This window comes from Pseudomonas extremorientalis (assembly GCF_024584605.1).
GTDB lineage: Bacteria > Pseudomonadota > Gammaproteobacteria > Pseudomonadales > Pseudomonadaceae > Aquipseudomonas > Aquipseudomonas extremorientalis.
This window is the reverse complement of the sequence record NZ_CP089519.1, coordinates 2,063,681-2,080,158: the sequence shown is the minus strand read 5'-3', so window position 1 is coordinate 2,080,158 and position 16,478 is coordinate 2,063,681. Positions and strand designations below refer to the sequence as shown.

The 16,478-nt window shown below is 60.0% G+C and carries 16 protein-coding genes; 7 read left to right on the top strand and 9 right to left on the bottom strand.

Going from position 1 to position 16,478, the window contains the following annotated elements:
* The 4 genes from LUU92_RS09415 (at position 1) to fabB (ending at position 4,825) form a co-directional block, all read left to right on the top strand.
* A complete protein-coding gene (locus LUU92_RS09415) occupies positions 1-930 on the top strand; it encodes an ABC transporter substrate-binding protein (RefSeq protein WP_071489571.1) in 930 nt (309 codons plus the stop codon).
* The gene (locus LUU92_RS09410; protein WP_071489572.1) at positions 927-2,828 is read left to right on the top strand and encodes an ATP-binding protein; all 1,902 of its coding nucleotides are present in this window, start codon (positions 927-929) and stop codon (positions 2,826-2,828) included. Before LUU92_RS09415 ends, LUU92_RS09410 begins: the two co-directional genes overlap by 4 nt.
* 249 nt (positions 2,829-3,077) lie before the next feature.
* Positions 3,078-3,593, top strand: coding sequence for a 3-hydroxyacyl-[acyl-carrier-protein] dehydratase FabA (fabA, locus tag LUU92_RS09405; protein ID WP_071489573.1), 516 nt, complete (start codon positions 3,078-3,080; stop codon positions 3,591-3,593).
* 11 nt (positions 3,594-3,604) lie between these two features.
* The gene (gene fabB, locus LUU92_RS09400) at positions 3,605-4,825 is read left to right on the top strand and encodes a beta-ketoacyl-ACP synthase I (RefSeq protein ID WP_016974674.1); all 1,221 of its coding nucleotides are present in this window, start codon (positions 3,605-3,607) and stop codon (positions 4,823-4,825) included.
* Positions 4,826-4,998: 173 nt separating this feature from the next.
* On the opposite strand, the gene LUU92_RS09395 is transcribed toward fabB, so the two are convergent.
* Complete coding sequence (locus LUU92_RS09395; protein ID WP_071489574.1) at positions 4,999-6,021, bottom strand: amidohydrolase family protein; 1,023 nt, start codon at positions 6,019-6,021, stop codon at positions 4,999-5,001.
* Positions 6,022-6,160: 139 nt separating this feature from the next.
* On the opposite strand from LUU92_RS09395, the gene LUU92_RS09390 reads away from it, so the two are divergent.
* Positions 6,161-6,577 (top strand): OsmC family protein, encoded by a 417-nt coding sequence (locus LUU92_RS09390; protein ID WP_257103503.1) that lies wholly within the window; start codon positions 6,161-6,163, stop codon positions 6,575-6,577.
* Positions 6,578-6,641: 64 nt separating this feature from the next.
* Positions 6,642-7,508 (top strand): pirin family protein, encoded by an 867-nt coding sequence (locus LUU92_RS09385; RefSeq protein WP_071489576.1) that lies wholly within the window; start codon positions 6,642-6,644, stop codon positions 7,506-7,508.
* 97 nt (positions 7,509-7,605) lie between these two features.
* Here LUU92_RS09385 and LUU92_RS09380 read toward each other — a convergent pair whose 3' ends face one another.
* From LUU92_RS09380 to LUU92_RS09365, 4 genes are all read right to left on the bottom strand, one after another.
* Positions 7,606-8,334, bottom strand: a complete 729-nt coding sequence (locus LUU92_RS09380) for a dienelactone hydrolase family protein (protein WP_257103502.1) — start codon at positions 8,332-8,334, stop codon at positions 7,606-7,608.
* Between the two features lie 66 nt (positions 8,335-8,400).
* Positions 8,401-10,305, bottom strand: a complete 1,905-nt coding sequence (gene htpG, locus LUU92_RS09375; protein ID WP_257103501.1) for a molecular chaperone HtpG — start codon at positions 10,303-10,305, stop codon at positions 8,401-8,403.
* 89 nt (positions 10,306-10,394) lie between these two features.
* A complete protein-coding gene (locus tag LUU92_RS09370) occupies positions 10,395-10,847 on the bottom strand; it encodes a PaaI family thioesterase (protein WP_071489578.1) in 453 nt (150 codons plus the stop codon).
* Positions 10,844-11,320 carry a PaaI family thioesterase gene (locus LUU92_RS09365; protein WP_071489579.1) on the bottom strand — a complete coding sequence of 159 codons (477 nt, stop codon included), beginning with the start codon at positions 11,318-11,320 and terminating at the stop codon, positions 10,844-10,846. The genes LUU92_RS09370 and LUU92_RS09365 overlap by 4 nt, the downstream gene beginning before the upstream one ends.
* Before the next feature lie 156 nt (positions 11,321-11,476).
* On the opposite strand from LUU92_RS09365, the gene LUU92_RS09360 reads away from it, so the two are divergent.
* Positions 11,477-11,719, top strand: coding sequence for a hypothetical protein (locus LUU92_RS09360; protein WP_058427885.1), 243 nt, complete (start codon positions 11,477-11,479; stop codon positions 11,717-11,719).
* A gap of 90 nt (positions 11,720-11,809) precedes the next feature.
* On the opposite strand, the gene LUU92_RS09355 is transcribed toward LUU92_RS09360, so the two are convergent.
* The 4 genes from LUU92_RS09355 to sucC form a co-directional block, all read right to left on the bottom strand.
* A complete protein-coding gene (locus LUU92_RS09355) occupies positions 11,810-12,547 on the bottom strand; it encodes a DUF599 domain-containing protein (protein ID WP_071489580.1) in 738 nt (245 codons plus the stop codon).
* 141 nt (positions 12,548-12,688) lie between these two features.
* Positions 12,689-14,002, bottom strand: coding sequence for a branched-chain amino acid transport system II carrier protein (brnQ, locus tag LUU92_RS09350; RefSeq protein ID WP_092247841.1), 1,314 nt, complete (start codon positions 14,000-14,002; stop codon positions 12,689-12,691).
* A gap of 355 nt (positions 14,003-14,357) precedes the next feature.
* Positions 14,358-15,239: a succinate--CoA ligase subunit alpha gene (gene sucD, locus LUU92_RS09345; RefSeq protein WP_003172813.1), complete on the bottom strand. Its 882-nt coding sequence runs from the start codon at positions 15,237-15,239 to the stop codon at positions 14,358-14,360.
* Positions 15,239-16,405, bottom strand: coding sequence for an ADP-forming succinate--CoA ligase subunit beta (gene sucC, locus LUU92_RS09340; RefSeq protein ID WP_003190011.1), 1,167 nt, complete (start codon positions 16,403-16,405; stop codon positions 15,239-15,241). Before sucC ends, sucD begins: the two co-directional genes overlap by 1 nt.
* Positions 16,406-16,478: the final 73 nt, after the last annotated feature.

Here is a 16,478-nt window from a genome sequence, read left to right as displayed (position 1 = left end):
ATGGGCGACTCGTCACGGATGACCTGCTTTTTTATCTACACGCTCTGGCGACGCATTGTGCTGTTCGCTTGCCTGCTGTCTGCCGCGCCGGCCTGGAGTGCCGAGATCCTGCTGACCGCTGCCGAAGACGGCGCTGGCGTCCAGGCCTTTGCCCAGGCCCTGGCCCAGCAACGCCCCGAAGACCGCATCACCTTCACCCCGCTCAAAAACCTGCCAGCCCCTGGTCGACTGCCGGCCAACACACGCCTGATCCTGCTCGACCTGCCCAGCCTCGACTGGCGCCTGCAGGAGACCCAGGGCCCGCCGACCCTGGTGCTGCGTATCAGCAGGTTGCAGGCCCATCAACGCCTGGGCACCACACCTCACCCGCACATCAGCCTGCTGTGGAGCGACCCACCGCTGGAACGCCAACTGCGCCTGATCGCCGCCATCCTGCCCCAGGCGCGGCGCATCGGCGTGCTCTACGGCGCCGACAGTGAGTTCCTGCTGCCCGAACTGCGCCAGCACGCCACACCCCTCGGCCTGGAAATCGTGCCACAGCTCTGGGACAACATTAATGACAGCCGCCCGCTGCAAAACCTGTTCAGGAACAGTGACGTGCTGCTCGGCCTGGATGACCCGCAGTTGTACAACTCGAAAACCGCGAAGAACCTGTTGCTGAGCAGCTATGCCCAGCAATTGCCGCTGGTGGGCCCGAATGCAGGCTTTGTGCGGGCCGGCAGCCTGGCCAGCACCTACAGCGACCAGACCGACTGGCTGGCCGTGCTTGACCGTTTGCTCGACCACCCGCCGGCCAACTGGCCGCGCTCGCTGTACCCGGAACACTTCAAAGTCGTGGGCAACCCGCAAGTCGCGCGCTCACTGGGGATCGAACAGGTGGACGAAGCCGGCGTCGCGATCCGCCTGGCCGAAGGAGAAAAACGCCCATGACCTTGCGCCGTCGTTGGGACATCAACACCCGCACCCAGCTCATCACCCTGGGCCCGGCGCTGTTGCTGACGTTGCTGCTGATCAGCTTTTTCACCTTCGTGCGGATCCAGGACTTGCGCCAGGAACTGGACCACACCGGCCAGTTGATCGCCAACCAACTGGCGCCCGCCACCGAGTACGGGGTGATCTCCGGCAACAACGAAGTGCTCGACAGCCTGCTGCGCGCCACGCTCGCTACGCCCCATGTGCGGTTCCTGGAGATCCAGGACAGCAGCGAGAACATCCTGGTGTATGTCGAGCAACCGTCGGAAAAACACGACCGTTCGTTGTCCGTCAAAGTGTTCCAGGCACCGATTCGCCTGCAACACATCCAGTTGGGCAATGATTTTTTCCAGGACAACCTCAACGAACCCAAGGCACCGCGGGCCGACTACCTGGGCCGGGTGATCGTCGGCATGTCCAACGACGCATTCAGCCAGCGCCAGCAGGAAATCCTGTTCAAGGCCGGCATCCTGGCGCTGTTCGCCCTTCTGTTTACCTTCCTGCTCGCGCGGCGCCTGGCCGCCAGCCTGTCTCAGCCGATCAGCGCCATGGGCCACGCGGTAAAAGCCATCCAGCAAGGTGACTACAAGACGCCGCTGCCGATCGTGGACGACTCGGAACTGGGCGACCTGTCGCGACACATCAATAACCTGGCCGAAGGCCTCAACCAGGCCAGCCGCGAACAGCAGCAGGCCATGGCCCAGTTGATCCAGACCCGCGAAGAGGCCGAGCGCGCCAACAACGCCAAGTCGGATTTCCTGGCGATGATGAGCCATGAGCTGCGCACGCCCATGAACGGCGTGCTGGGCATGTTGCAGTTGCTGGAAACCACCGAGATGACCGAGGAGCAGGCCGAGTACGCGGCGCTGGCCTCCGAGTCCACCGAGCATTTGCTCAAGGTCATCAACGACATCCTCGACTTCTCGCGCATCGAACGCGCTGCCCTGGAACTGGAGCATATTCCGTTCAACCTGGCGGACCTGATCAACAGCTGCGCCCAGGCGTTCCAGCACAGCGCCCAGCAGCGCGGGCTGGCATTGAAACTGTCGATACCCCCGGGGTTGGACGCCTTGCGCGTGCAGGGCGACCCGACGCGAATCCGCCAGATCCTGGTGAACCTGATCGGCAACGCGCTGAAGTTCACCGAGCAGGGCAGCGTCAGTGTCGAACCCCATTGGCAGACCCTTGACCATGAACTGGTGTGGTTCACCTGCACCGTGCGCGACAGTGGCATCGGGATTTCCGCCGAACGCCTGGAGTTGATGTTCGACGCGTTCCAGCAGGCCGACAGTTCCATTTCAAGACGTTACGGCGGCACCGGCCTCGGCCTGCCCATCGCCCGTACCCTGGCCGAACGCATGGGCGGCACCCTGCGCGCGCAAAGTGAAGAAGGCCGCGGCTCGGTATTTACTCTGGAAATTCCCCTGGCCATCGACCAGCAGAGCGTGCCGGCCATCGCGCAAGGCGCCGACGGCAAAGCCAACGCCGGCGCTGGTCGCCATGTATTGCTGGTGGAGGACAACCCGGTCAACCGCACCGTGGTCGAAGCCATGTTGCGCAGCCTGGGCTTTGAAGTGAGCCTGGCCACCGATGGTGCCGAAGCGATCCGCAGTGCCGAGAGCCTGATTTTCACCGCGATCCTGATGGATTGCCGGCTGCCGTTGATCGACGGCTACGAGGCCACCCGCAAGATCCGTCAACTGCCGGGCTGCGCCGACCTGCCAATCATCGCCCTGACTGCCAACGCGTTGCAGGGCGACCGTGAAGCCTGCCTGGCAGCCGGAATGAACGATTACCTGGCCAAGCCGTTCAAACGTACGGATTTGCAGCAAATCCTGCAGCGCTGGGTGCAATAGCGCCGCGCCATCAGCCAACTCCGACTGGCGTGAAAGACGAAAGTGCGGCAGTCTTAGGCACCCGAACGGGCCCATAAACGGGCCCGGTTTAAAATTTCAGTGAACAAGTGTACATTCAGTACCTTGCCGCTGTGACTTTCACTACAACGCAATAGTCTACGTGTAGGCTGCCGGCATGAGGCATGAACGCTTCATTCGGTTCGGGAAGATTTGCCCTACCCTGCCGCATGGGATTATTGAGGAGCTCGCATGACCAAACAAAACGCCTTTACTCGGGAAGATCTGCTGCGCTGCAGTCGCGGTGAGCTGTTCGGCCCAGGTAACGCGCAACTGCCCGCCCCGAACATGCTGATGGTGGATCGCATCACCCATATCAGCGAAGAGGGTGGCAAGTACGGCAAAGGTGAATTGGTCGCCGAGCTGGATATCACCCCGGACCTGTGGTTCTTCGCCTGCCATTTCGAAGGCGACCCTGTGATGCCGGGCTGCCTGGGCCTTGACGCCATGTGGCAGCTGGTCGGTTTCTTCCTGGGCTGGCAAGGCCTGCCGGGCCGCGGTCGCGCCCTGGGTTCGGGCGAAGTGAAGTTCTTTGGCCAGGTCCTGCCGACCGCCAGGAAAGTCACCTACAACATTCAGATCAAGCGCGTCCTCAAGGGCAAGCTGAACCTGGCCATCGCCGATGGTTCGGTGAGCGTCGACGGTCGCGAGATCTATACTGCCGAAGGCCTTCGGGTCGGCGTATTCACTTCCACTGACAACTTTTAAGGGTTATCCGCATGCGCCGCGTCGTTATCACTGGTCTGGGCATTGTTTCTTGCCTGGGCAATGACAAAGAGACCGTCACCGCTAACCTGCGTGCAAGTCGCCCTGGCATCCGCTTCAACCCGGAATATGCCGAAATGGGTCTGCGTAGCCAGGTTTCCGGCTCCATCGACCTGCCCCTCGAAGAACTGATCGATCGCAAGATCTATCGCTTCGTCGGCCACGCTGCCGCCTACGCCTACCTGGCGATGAAAGACGCGATCGCCGACTCCGGCCTGAGCGACGACCAGGTATCGAACGTACGCACCGGCCTGATCGCCGGCTCCGGCGGCGCATCGACCCTCAACCAGATGGAAGCGCTGGACATCTTGCGCGAAAAAGGCGTGAAGCGCGTTGGCCCGTACCGTGTCACACGGACCATGGGCAGCACCGTTTCGGCCTGTCTGGCCACGCCGTTCCAGATCAAGGGCGTGAACTACTCGATCTCCTCCGCGTGCGCCACCAGCGCTCACTGCATCGGGACTGCCGTTGAGCAGATCCAGCTGGGCAAGCAGGACATCGTGTTCGCCGGCGGCGGTGAAGAAGAACATTGGAGCCAGTCGTTCCTGTTCGACGCCATGGGTGCACTGTCCACCCAGTACAACGAAACCCCGGAAAAGGCCTCCCGCGCCTACGACGCCAAGCGTGACGGTTTTGTCATTGCCGGCGGTGGCGGCATGGTGGTGGTCGAGGAGCTGGAGCACGCCCTGGCCCGTGGCGCCAAGATCTACGCGGAAATCGTCGGCTACGGCGCGACCTCCGACGGCTACGACATGGTTGCCCCAAGCGGTGAAGGCGCCATCCGCTGCATGCAGATGGCCATGTCCACCGTGGACACCCCAATCGACTACCTGAACACCCACGGCACCTCGACTCCGGTCGGCGATGCCAAGGAAATGGAAGGCGTGCGTGCGGTATTCGGCGACAAGGCCCCGGCCATCAGCTCTACCAAGAGCCTGTCCGGTCACTCCCTGGGCGCCGCCGGCGTTCACGAAGCGATCTACTGCCTACTGATGATGGAAGGCAACTTCATGGCCGGCTCAGCCAACATCGACGAGATTGATCCGGTTGTGGCGGATATGCCAATCCTGACCAAGACTGTCGAGAATGCAAAAATCGATACCGTGATGAGCAACAGCTTCGGCTTCGGTGGCACCAACGCCACCCTGGTGCTGAAACGCTGGCAGGGTCAGTAAGACCTGTAGCTTGATTGCATGAAAAAGCCCCGACTGGTTCGGGGCTTTTTGCTTTCAGAGCTATAGGTTTCAAGCTATAGCCGCAAGGGAAGAGCACTCGAACCACTTGCAGCTTGTCGCTCAAGGCTTGCAACTGCCTGTGCCCTATACCGACGCAAGAGCAAAACGCGATATCAATCAGCGGCGCCATCGCGAGTCGACTCAGGCAGGATCGCCAGGAAGTTATCGCGGGCCACTTTGCGGGCGACCCCTTCGGAGAGTGCATCGAGGAACGGGTCGAAGCTGCGCATTTGCTTACCCAACTTGTTGAAGCGCCCTACGACGTCCGAGCCGAGCATAAAGCGCTCGGGAAAGCGCTCCACCAGTTTTACCCACTCGGGGCGAGGCTGGCCTGCATCATCCAGCAAGTAGGGCGTGAGCACGCTCCAGGACAGATCGATGTAAAGGTTGGGGTACGCCTCCAGCATGCGGCTCAAGGTGGGCAGCAAAAAGTCCATCTGTACCTGGTGACGATGGATCTCCTTGCTGGTGCCAGCATGGGCCCAGATAAAACGGGTGTGCGGGTGGTTGCGCAGGGGTTCTTCGACCTCAGCCAGGTACAGCGGGTTGCGCTCGCGCTTGGAGGTGATGTTGGAGTGCAGCATCACGGGCAAGTCATTTTCCGCCGCCAGGTGATAGATGCGGGTCATGGCTTCGTTATTGGCCCGTGGTGTGTCGCCAGCAGTGATGGCCGTGAGGTCGTCATGTCGGGTAAAAACCTCGCCGATGCCCTGCCACAGCCCTGGATTGAGATCGAGCATACGTTGGATATGGGCGGCCGAGTTCTTGTCGTTGGGGTTGAAGCCGGACAGGAACGGATGAAAGTGCTGGCGCTGCCCAGGGGTCAGTTTGTTGACCGCTGCGGCCACGATCACATCGGTGGCGCTGTACCAATAGGCATCCGCGTCGTCGCCGGCGTAGTAGCGCGGTCGCTTGGGTTCGTCCTCGTGCCATTTCTTCGCAACGGGAATACCAGAAATCATCACGTGATCGATGCGATTGTCGGCCATCGCCTTGAGCAGCTTGTCCATGCCCGCCGTTTCCTGGAAGAAGTCCACGTAATGCAGGTGCGCATCGCTATAGGCATAGTCGCGGGCCTGCGCGGCCAGGCTGCCGGCGGCGAACAACAGGGCAAGAGTCAGGCGAGTCCAGGGCACGGTAACACCTCGATAGGGGCTGATACGGGTAGACCCTGAACGCCTTGCCGGGGTTCATCCGGCAAAAACAAGGAACACCGAAGTGCCAGCATGCTCTATAACTGCATGACCTTCATCCTGCCACCCTGTGAGGTTTGCCATGCCAGTTACCGTAAACACCCTGAACCAGGACAACTTTCGCCATAGCCTCAACATCGACAACCACGAGTTGTTCACCGACCTGCCCAAAAGGCTGGGCGGTGACGATTCGGCGCCCTCCCCCCATGACTACTTCGACGCTGCCCTGGCCTCGTGCAAAGCCCTGACCGTGAAGCTCTACGCCCAGAAAAAAGACATCCCGCTCACCGGCGTGACCGTGGAAGTCAGCCACGACGCCACCGAAGAACAAAAGGGCAAATACAGACTCAACGTCAAGCTCACGCTCAAGGGCGTACTCACTGACGAACAACGCGATGAGCTGCATCGCATAGCGGATCGCTGCCCGGTGCACAAGCTGATGACTACCGCCGAGATCAGCATCGACACCAAGCTGTCGGAAGGCGCCTTCAGCCAATAGCGGCAACCTCCCGTCGAGCGGGTTATGCTCAGCAGCATCCAACCCGCTCAGACTGGGACGCACCATGACCACCCTCACCGTGATCCGCCCTCGCCCCGAAGATGTCGAAGGGCAACCGATCCTGCGCCCGCTGCCGTCGCGCGAATGCCGCAGCGTCGGGCCTTTTGTGTTTTTCGACCATATGCTGCTGACCCGCTATGCACCGGGCGATGGCATGAATATCCGCCAACACCCGCATATCGGGCTGTCCACCCTCACCTATCTGTTCGAAGGCGCTTTGCAGCACAAGGACAGCCTGGGCTCGGACCAGGTGGTGCAGGCCGGCGACGTCAGCTGGATGACCGCCGGCAGTGCCATCGCTCATGTCGAACGCACACCCGAAGCCCTCAGGGCCGAGGGTTTCAGCCTGCACGGGCTGCAAGTGTGGCTGGCCTCGCCCAAAGACCACGAGACCGGGCCGGGACATTACAGCCATCACCCGGCGGCGAGTCTGCCGGTGAGTGAGAACCTGGGCGTGCAGATACGCCTGATCGCAGGGGATGGGTTCTGTCTCAAGTCACCGGTGCCGGTGCTGTCGCCCACCTTGTATGCCGAGGTGCGGATGCAGACGGCTACGACCCTGCTGGTGCCTGAAGAGCATGAAGAACGTGCGGTGTATGTATTGGAGGGTGAAGCTCAGTTGGACGGCGTGGCGCTGGAAGTGCACAGCCTGGTGGTATTGCCCGCGGGGCAGGAGATGACACTGTTTGCCGAGAGCGATTGCCACCTTGTGGTGTTTGGTGGCGCGCCGCTGGATGGGCCACGGCGGATCAATTGGAATTTTGTCGCGAGTGATCCGGCGGTGATTGAACAGGCCAGGCAGCGCTGGGCAGCCGGGGATTGGCCGACGGTGCCGGGTGAGTCTGAAAGAATTGAGTTGCCATTGAGATAGCCATCGGGGGCAAGCCCCCTCCCACATTTGATCAGTGATTGCATCCAAGTGTGGGAGGGGGCTTGCCCCCGATTAGGCCCGGACAGGCGCTGAAAAATCAGGCCTTGAACACTTCATCCAGCAAGTTATGCATCGACCGGAACGCCCGTTTGGCGGTCTTGGCGTCGTACATCATCTTGCCCGGCACATTGGCATGGGGGTCGGTGAAGGAATGCACCGCGCCGCCGTAGCTCAGCAGTTGCCAATCCACGCCGGCTGCGTTCATTTCATCTTCGAACGCCGGCAGTTGTTCCTTCGGCACCAGCGGGTCGCAAGCGCCGTGCAGCACCAGCACTGAGCCCTTGATGTTCTTTGCGTCCGCCGGGTTTGGCGTGTCGAGGGTGCCGTGGAACGAGATGGCCGCCTTGACCGGCGCACCGGTACGCGCCAGCTCCAGGGAGCAGCAACCACCGAAGCAGAAACCAAAGGTCGCCAGTTTCGACGTATCGACAACGGCCTCGGTCTGTCCCTGCAACTGCTCGAAGGCCGCCTGCATACGCTTGTTCAACAACGCACGGTCGTTCTTCAGCGGCATCATCGCTGCGCCGGCCTCATCGCCATTCGACGGGCGTACGGTCTGCCCGTACAGGTCGGCGATCAGTACCACGTAGCCGTTGCCGGCCACACTTTTGGCGATCTCTTCGGCACCCGCACTCACCCCCATCCAGTTCGGCGCCATCAACAGCCCCGGCAGCGGGCCTTTATGATTGGCGTCGAACGCCAGGCGGCTTTCGTAGGACTGGCCATCAATCTGATAGACCACGGAACGTACAGTGACTTGGCTCATCATTTACTCCAGTTGAGGTGCGTTAGAACGAAAAAACCCGCCGAAGCGGGTTTTTCTACATCAGGGTCAAACCGACAGTTCAACCAACAGCTTGTTCAGGCGGCGCACATAGGCAGCCGGGTCTTTCAGGCTGTCACCAGCGGCCAGGGCCGCCTGGTCGAAGAGGATGTGCGACAGGTCGCCAAAACGCTCTTCGCTCTGCTCACCGTCGAGTTTCTCGATCAGCGGGTGAGCCGGGTTGAATTCGAAGATCGGCTTGGAGTCCGGAACCTTCTGCCCGCTGGCTTCGAGGATCTGGCGCATTTGCATGCCCAGGTCCTGCTCGCCGATGGCCAGGATCGCCGGGGAATCGGTCAGGCGGTGCGACACGCGCACTTCGCTGACAGCATCGCCCAAGGATGCCTTGATGCGCTCGACCAGGCCCTCGTTGGACTTGGCGACTTCTTCGGCTTCTTTCTTCTCTTCCTCGGAGTCCAGGTTACCCAGGTCCAGGTCACCACGGGCCACGTCGACAAAGGGCTTGCCGTCGAACTCGTTGAGGTAGCTCATCAGCCACTCATCGATACGGTCGGTCAGCAGCAGCACTTCGATGCCTTTCTTGCGGAAGACTTCCAGGTGCGGGCTGTTCTTGACCTGGGCGTAGGTTTCGCCAGTGAGGTAGTAGATCTTGTCCTGACCTTCCTTGGCGCGCGCCAGGTACTCGGCCAGGGACACAACCTGCTCGCCGTCGTCGCCCTGGGTGGAAGCAAAACGCAGCAGGCCGGCGATTTTTTCCTTGTTGGCAAAGTCTTCCGCCGGGCCTTCTTTCATGACCTGGCCGAAGTTTTTCCAGAAGCCCTTGTATTGCTCAGGCTCGTTCTTCGCCAGTTTTTCCAGCATGTCGAGCACGCGCTTGGTCAGCGCCGACTTCATCGAGTCGATGATCGGGTCTTTCTGCAGGATTTCCCGCGACACGTTCAGCGACAGGTCGTTGGAATCGACCACACCCTTGATGAAGCGCAGGTACAGCGGCAGGAACGATTCCGCCTGGTCCATCACAAACACGCGCTGTACGTAGAGTTTCAGGCCTCTTGGCGCTTCACGCTGGTACAGGTCGAACGGAGCACGGGCCGGCACGTACAGCAGCGAGTTGTATTCCAGCTTGCCTTCGACCTTGTTGTGGCTCCAGCTCAGCGGGTTTTCGTAGTCGTGACCGATGTGCTTGTAGAACTCCTGGTATTCCTCGTCCTTGATCTCGGTACGCGGACGGGTCCACAGCGCGCTGGCACGGTTGACCACTTCCCATTCCTGGGCAGGGACCTCTTCGCCTTCAGCAGCCGCTTGTTCTTTTGGCAGTTCGATCGGCAGGGCGATGTGGTCGGAGTACTTCTTGACGATATTGCGCAGGCGCCAGCCATCGGCGAATTCGTTTTCACCGGACTTCAGGTGCAGCACGATACGGGTGCCGCGGTCAGCCTTGTCGACGGTGGCGATTTCGAACTCGCCCTCGCCTTTGGAGGACCAGTGCACGCCTTCGCTGGCGTCGAGGCCGGCACGGCGGCTGAATACTTCAACCTTGTCGGCAACGATGAAGGCCGAGTAGAAGCCCACGCCGAATTGGCCGATCAGGTGCGAATCTTTCTTCTGGTCGCCCGAGAGGTTCTTCATGAAATCGGCGGTGCCAGATTTGGCGATGGTGCCCAGGTGGGCCACCGCATCGTCACGGCTCATGCCGATACCGTTGTCTTCGATCGTGACGGTCTTGGCGTCCTTGTCGAAGCTCACACGAATTTTCAGTTCGGCGCCACCTTCCAGCAACTCAGGCTTGGACAGGGCTTCGAAACGTAATTTGTCGACAGCGTCAGAGGCGTTCGAGATCAATTCGCGAAGGAAGATTTCCTTGTTGGAATACAGCGAATGGATCATGAGGTGCAGCAGTTGCTTCACCTCGGTCTGGAAGCCCAGGGTTTCCTTTTGAGTTTCCACACTCATGGTCATCAAACTCCAATTGGATGGCAATGGCCGCGCCCTAGAGGGTTGGCGGCGGGTTGTCATCAAAGTTGGGGGCTAAGAGCAGGATTTCAAGGGCGACCTGGTTCCTCGATCTTGAAATGCGCGCGAGCCGTGGCAATGGGCTCGGCCGCGGTGCTCTGCCAGGCGGTGATCGCCACATTCGCCACCCGTCGGCCCTGGCGCCATACCTGGCATTTGGCGTAAGTGTCGCGAAATTGGCCGGCGCGCAGGTAATCCAGGGAAAAATCGATGATTTTCGGAATGCCCGGCGCGCCCGTGAACACCAGCAGGTGCAAGGCCGCCGACAGCTCCATGAAGCCCGCGATCACCCCGCCGTGCAGCGCCGGCAATATGGGGTTACCAATATTGTCCTTGTTGGCCGGCAGGCGAAACAGCAGCTCATCCCCCAGCCGGGTGCATTCGATGCCGATCAGCCTGGCGTAGGGGATCAGGTTGAGCAGCGCGGCGTAATCGCCGCGCCCGTGGGCCTGCTCCAGGCGGGTCTTGAATCGGTGCGTCATGCCTGCTCCCCCTTGATCGTGCTGCCCAGTCCTTGCGTGCCCTTGAGGCGCTTGCCCATGCGCATGAATGTACCAACCACATGGGCGATGGGTTGCTGCGGGTCATCCTGGTAGGCGAAGCCACGGGTGAAGATCACGTCGGTGGTCACCCTGTAGCATTGGGCGAAGCCGTACACCGGTTTGTGTGGGGTAGCGGGATGCATGTAGTCGACGCGCAGGTCGAGGGTCGGACAAACCTCGAACTCCGGCAATACGCACAGGGTGGCCATGCCGCAGGCGGTGTCCATCAGGGAGGTCAGCGCGCCACCGTGAATCACCCCGGATTGGGGATCGCCGACCAGATGGGGCGCATACGGCATGATCAGCGTGATGCCCTCCTCGCTGGCCTGATGAGCGGTAATGCCCAGCACCTGACAGTGGCGCAAGGCCGATACAAAGCGCTTCGCACGCTCTAACAGGGGATTTTCGCTCATTCGTTCCAGACTCTTATTAGTGTTGATCCGCAGAATGGGCGGCAGGGCAAAAGTTCCTGTTAGTCAGCGATTTATATATCTACCGAATAAAAGGAACTAATGCCGAACCGCCATGCTCGAAAGGCCAGTAGATATCTTCAATAAGGAGAAACACCCATGCGCAAGACTTTAGCTATTTCCATGATGCTGGCCGCTGCCCTCGGTCTGGCTGCCTGCGACAAGAAATCCGAAGACAAAGCCCAAGACGCTGCAGCCCATTCTGAGCAAGCTCAGAAAGATATGGCCAAGGCTCAGGATAAAGTGAACGACGCTGCGAAAGAAAACGCCGAAGCTGCCAAAGCTCAGGCTGAATCGAACCAAGCCGCCGCAAAAGAAGCAGCACCTGCTACCGGTTCTTGAGACCGCGGCTTGTAACAGCTTCGCTGTAAAAAGGAAGCCCGCTTAGATAGCGGGCTTTACTTTGCCTGGTGTTTTTACTTGAAGGGTTGATCAAACTGCTTCTTTAACCGGTTCCGACGGCGGTGTATCCGTCTGGGTAAACACCATCACTTGCAGCACGTCGGAATGAAACTCCCGCCGATACAGCACCAACACCACCCCGGCGCTCATCAACATGAATAGCCAGGGGCTGACAAACCACGCCAGCATGGTCATGCCGAAGTAATAAGAGCGCAGGCCAAAGTTGAACTGGTTGGCCGCCATGGAGATGACTCGCGCCGCACGCAGAGCAAATGCCTTGCGCTCCTGCTCCGACACATCCCGCTCGCCGATCATCGGCGCCGAGCCGACCAGCACCGCCGCGAAGTTGTACTGACGCATGCACCAACTGAACGTAAAGAACGCATAGACGAACACCAGCGCCAGGCACAGCAGCTTGATCTCCGACATGCCTTGGGATGCTTGTTGCACCATCGGTATGTCCGCCAGCAACGACACCGCCCGCTCTGAAGCACCCAACACCGTGAGAATGCCGGCGAGGATGATCAACGTGCTGGAGGCGAAGAACGAAGCGTTGCGCTCCAGGTTGCCGATCACACTGGCGTCGGCGATGCGGTTGTCGCGCAGCAGCATGCGGCGCATCCAGTCTTCGCGGTACAGGTGCAGCACGCTGGCGAGGCAAGCCGTGTCGCGGGCCTTCCAAATGGCGTATCGGGTATAGCCACCCCAGCAAAGGGCGAACCATAGGGCGGCAAGCAGGTGGATCTGATTGGTTTCGATGAACGACATGCGGGTCCTTTGCAGAATGAGGGCTGAAAAGTATTTGCGTCAGTTCGACGTTAGCGCACATAAAAAGACACTGCCGTTCACCCATAAAAAATGCCCTGTATCGATTGATACGGGGCATTTCAGTACAGCGAGAAACGTGGGTTATGCGATAGCTTCGCTGCGCTTGCCGAGCATGCGATCGACCCCGAACGCCACGACCAGTGTCATCACTGACGGCACCAGCCACGCCAGGCCCTGCTCGCTCAATGGCAGGTTGGCCAATTGCGAAGGCATCCAGCCCGCCAGGCCAGCGCCCTTGAGCGCATCGATGCAGCCAAAGATGAACGACACCAGCATTACCGGGCCAACGATACGGCCCTGCTCCTGCCAGAAGTCTTTGCAGAAACTCAGCGCCACCAGCACGATGCACGGCGGATAGATCGCGGTCAGCACCGGGATCGAGAAGGCAATCAGCTTGGTCAGGCCCAGGTTCGAGACGAACAACGAGAACAGCGCCAGGATCACCACCAGGGTCTTGTAGGACAGCGGCAGGATCTTGCTGAAGTACTCGGCGCAGGCACAGGTCAGGCCTACCGCGGTCACCAGGCACGCCAGGGAGATCAGCACGGCCAGGAAGCCACTGCCCAGGGAGCCGAAGGTGTGTTGCACATAGGCGTGCAGCACCGCAGCACCGTTCGTGGCACCGGCAGCCACTGCATGGCTGCCCGAACCCAGGCGAAACAGGCTGAAGTACACCAGGGCCAGGCCCACGCCGGCAATCAAGCCCGCAATGATGGCGTAACGGGTGATCAGCTTGGGCGACTCGACGCCACGGGAGCGGATGGCATTGACGATCACGATGCCAAACACCAGGGCGCCCAGGGTATCCATGGTCAGGTAACCCTGGATAAAGCCTTGGGAAAACGGTGCGGCGACATATTCCGGGGTAGCGACGCCCACATCACCGGCCGGCAAGGCAAACGCGGCGATGCCGAGAATGGCCAGGGCGATGATTTTCAGCGGCGCCAGGAAACGCCCCACGGTGTCCAGCAGCCGACCTGGGTACAGGGAGACAAAGAACACCACGAGGAAGTACACCGAGCTATAGAGGAACAGCGCCAGCGGGCTTTCACCGGTCAGCGGCGCCAGGCCCACTTCGAAGGACACGGTCGCGGTACGCGGGGTAGCGAACAGCGGCCCTACCGCCAGATACGCCGCCGCCGCGAGCAGGCCACCGGCGATCTTGCCGATCGGGCTGCTCAACGCGTCCATGCCACCACCGACCTTGGCCAGGGCGATCACGGTGACCACCGGCAAGCCGACTGCGGTGATCAGGAAGCCCAGCGCTGCCATCCAGACGTGAGGCCCCGACTGCAGTCCAACGATAGGCGGGAAGATGATGTTGCCGGCGCCCACGAACAGGGCAAAGGTCATAAAGCCCAACGCCAGGATGTCCTGGCTTTTCAACACTTTCATTTCGGGAAATACCACACTACTGAATCGGAATTTAGAGAGGGATTCCCTATGGATGAGGGAAATGCTGCCAGCCCTTATGGCGGCCGACCGGTCTAGCGCGAGGCTTCCTTTTGGGATGCGCACGCATAAAGAGGCGGCTAGGTTACAGAAATTGGCTGACGAACGCACTGTTGCGGGGCGGACTGTCCGATAAGCGACATCTGCATGTCGCATTTTCATACCTAATTTGGCAATACAGGCAAATGTGGGAGGGGGCTTGCCCCCTCCCACATTTTGATCTTTATTAAACCCCGGAAAGCACAAAGGCCACCCGAAGGTGACCTTTGTGTGGTGAAGCGTCAGCTAAGCGCGAGGCTTACTTGACAGCCCAACCGGTCAGCTCGGCCAGGGCCTTGCCGATGTCTGCCAGCGAACGCACGGTTTTAACGCCCGCGTCTTGCAGCGCAGCGAATTTCTCGTCTGCAGTGCCTTTGCCGCCAGAGATGATTGCGCCAGCATGGCCCATGCGCTTGCCCGCAGGGGCAGTCACACCAGCGATGTAGGAAACAACCGGCTTGGTCACGTGTGCCTTGATGTAGGCAGCCGCTTCTTCTTCAGCCGAACCGCCGATCTCACCGATCATCACGATCGCTTCGGTCTTCGGGTCTTCCTGGAACAGCTTCAGGATGTCGATGAAGTTGGAGCCCGGGATCGGGTCACCGCCGATGCCGACGCAAGTCGACTGACCGAAACCGGCGTCAGTGGTCTGCTTCACAGCTTCGTAGGTCAGGGTGCCGGAACGGGAAACGATACCGACCTTGCCTGGCAAGTGAATGTGACCAGGCATGATGCCGATCTTGCATTCGCCTGGAGTGATCACGCCTGGGCAGTTAGGGCCGATCAGGACTACGCCCAGCTCGTCGCACTTAACTTTAGCGTCCAGCATGTCCAGGGTAGGAATGCCTTCGGTGATGCAGACGATCAGCTTGATGCCGCCGAATGCCGCTTCCAGGATGGAGTCCTTGCAGAAAGGAGCTGGAACGTAGATCACGCTGGCGGTGGCGCCAGTGGCCGCTACAGCGTCTTTCACGGTGTTGAACACTGGCAGGCCCAGGTGCTCGGTGCCGCCTTTGCCCGGAGTTACGCCGCCAACCATCTTGGTGCCGTATTCGATGGCTTGCTGGGTGTGGAAACTACCTTGCGAACCGGTAATACCCTGGCAGATAACTTTGGTGTCTTTATTGATCAGGACGCTCATTATTTGCCCTCCGCAGCTTTGACAACTTGTTGAGCAGCGTCGGTCAGGCTGGTAGCCGCGATGATGTTCAAACCGCTTTCTGCCAGTACTTTAGCGCCCAGTTCAGCGTTGTTACCTTCAAGGCGAACAACAACCGGGATTTTAACGCCGACTTCTTTCACTGCACCGATGATGCCTTCGGCAATCATGTCGCAACGAACGATGCCGCCGAAGATGTTGACCAGTACTGCTGCGACGTTGGAGTCGGACAGGATGATCTTGAAGGCTTCGGTCACGCGTTCTTTGGTAGCACCACCGCCCACGTCGAGGAAGTTGGCTGGTTTGCCGCCATGCAGGTTGACGATGTCCATGGTACCCATGGCCAGGCCGGCACCGTTGACCATGCAGCCGATGTTGCCTTCCAGGGCTACGTAGTTCAGTTCGAACTTGGCAGCGTGCGCTTCGCGCGGATCGTCTTGCGACGGATCGTGGAAAGTCTTCAGCTTAGGCTGACGGTACATGGCGTTGGCGTCGATGTTGATCTTGGCGTCCAGGCAGTGCAGATCGCCGTCAGCCTTGATCACCAGCGGGTTCACTTCCAGCAGGGCCAGATCGTGATCCTGGAACAGTTTGGCCAGACCCACGAAGATCTTGGCGAACTGGGCAACTTGCTTGCCTTCCAGGCCCAGCTGGAAAGCCAGCTCGCGCCCCTGGAATGGCTGAGCGCCAACCAGTGGGTCGATGGTGGCTTTCAGAATTTTTTCTGGGGTTTCGTGAGCGATCTTCTCGATGTCCACGCCACCTTCGGTGGAAGCCATGAACACGATGCGACGGCTCGAACGGTCAACGACAGCGCCCAGGTACAGCTCTTTAGCGATATCAGTGCACGATTCAACCAGGATCTTGGTGACTGGCTGGCCATTGGCATCAGTCTGGTAAGTCACCAGACGCTTGCCCAGCCACTGCTGTGCGAAGGCCTTGGCGTCTTCTTTGCTGCGAACCAGCTTAACGCCGCCCGCTTTACCGCGACCACCGGCGTGGACCTGGGCTTTGACAACCCACTCGCTGCCGCCGATTTTGTCGCAAGCTTCTGCTGCTGCTTCCGGGGTGTCTACTGCGTAGCCCTTGGAAACTGGCAGGCCGTATTCAGCGAACAGCTGCTTACCCTGATACTCGTGAAGATTCATGCTTTTTACCGTCTTCGTTAGGTACTGCGCATTCGGCGCTGCGCTCATTATGAGTGCCGCGCCACCTGTGACT

Excerpts from the sequence above, each read along its gene's own strand:
- LUU92_RS09415 (WP_071489571.1), top strand. The coding sequence starts at position 1 with ATGGGCGACTCGTCACGGATGACCTGCTTTTTTATCTACACGCTCTGG.
- LUU92_RS09410 (WP_071489572.1), top strand. The coding sequence starts at position 927 with ATGACCTTGCGCCGTCGTTGGGACATCAACACCCGCACCCAGCTCATC.
- fabA (WP_071489573.1), top strand. The coding sequence starts at position 3,078 with ATGACCAAACAAAACGCCTTTACTCGGGAAGATCTGCTGCGCTGCAGT.
- fabB (WP_016974674.1), top strand. The coding sequence starts at position 3,605 with ATGCGCCGCGTCGTTATCACTGGTCTGGGCATTGTTTCTTGCCTGGGC.
- LUU92_RS09390 (WP_257103503.1), top strand. The coding sequence starts at position 6,161 with ATGCCAGTTACCGTAAACACCCTGAACCAGGACAACTTTCGCCATAGC.
- LUU92_RS09385 (WP_071489576.1), top strand. The coding sequence starts at position 6,642 with ATGACCACCCTCACCGTGATCCGCCCTCGCCCCGAAGATGTCGAAGGG.
- LUU92_RS09380 (WP_257103502.1), bottom strand. The coding sequence starts at position 8,334 with ATGAGCCAAGTCACTGTACGTTCCGTGGTCTATCAGATTGATGGCCAG.
- htpG (WP_257103501.1), bottom strand. The coding sequence starts at position 10,305 with ATGAGTGTGGAAACTCAAAAGGAAACCCTGGGCTTCCAGACCGAGGTG.
- LUU92_RS09370 (WP_071489578.1), bottom strand. The coding sequence starts at position 10,847 with ATGACGCACCGATTCAAGACCCGCCTGGAGCAGGCCCACGGGCGCGGC.
- LUU92_RS09365 (WP_071489579.1), bottom strand. The coding sequence starts at position 11,320 with ATGAGCGAAAATCCCCTGTTAGAGCGTGCGAAGCGCTTTGTATCGGCC.
- LUU92_RS09360 (WP_058427885.1), top strand. The coding sequence starts at position 11,477 with ATGCGCAAGACTTTAGCTATTTCCATGATGCTGGCCGCTGCCCTCGGT.
- LUU92_RS09355 (WP_071489580.1), bottom strand. The coding sequence starts at position 12,547 with ATGTCGTTCATCGAAACCAATCAGATCCACCTGCTTGCCGCCCTATGG.
- brnQ (WP_092247841.1), bottom strand. The coding sequence starts at position 14,002 with ATGAAAGTGTTGAAAAGCCAGGACATCCTGGCGTTGGGCTTTATGACC.
- sucD (WP_003172813.1), bottom strand. The coding sequence starts at position 15,239 with ATGAGCGTCCTGATCAATAAAGACACCAAAGTTATCTGCCAGGGTATT.
- sucC (WP_003190011.1), bottom strand. The coding sequence starts at position 16,405 with ATGAATCTTCACGAGTATCAGGGTAAGCAGCTGTTCGCTGAATACGGC.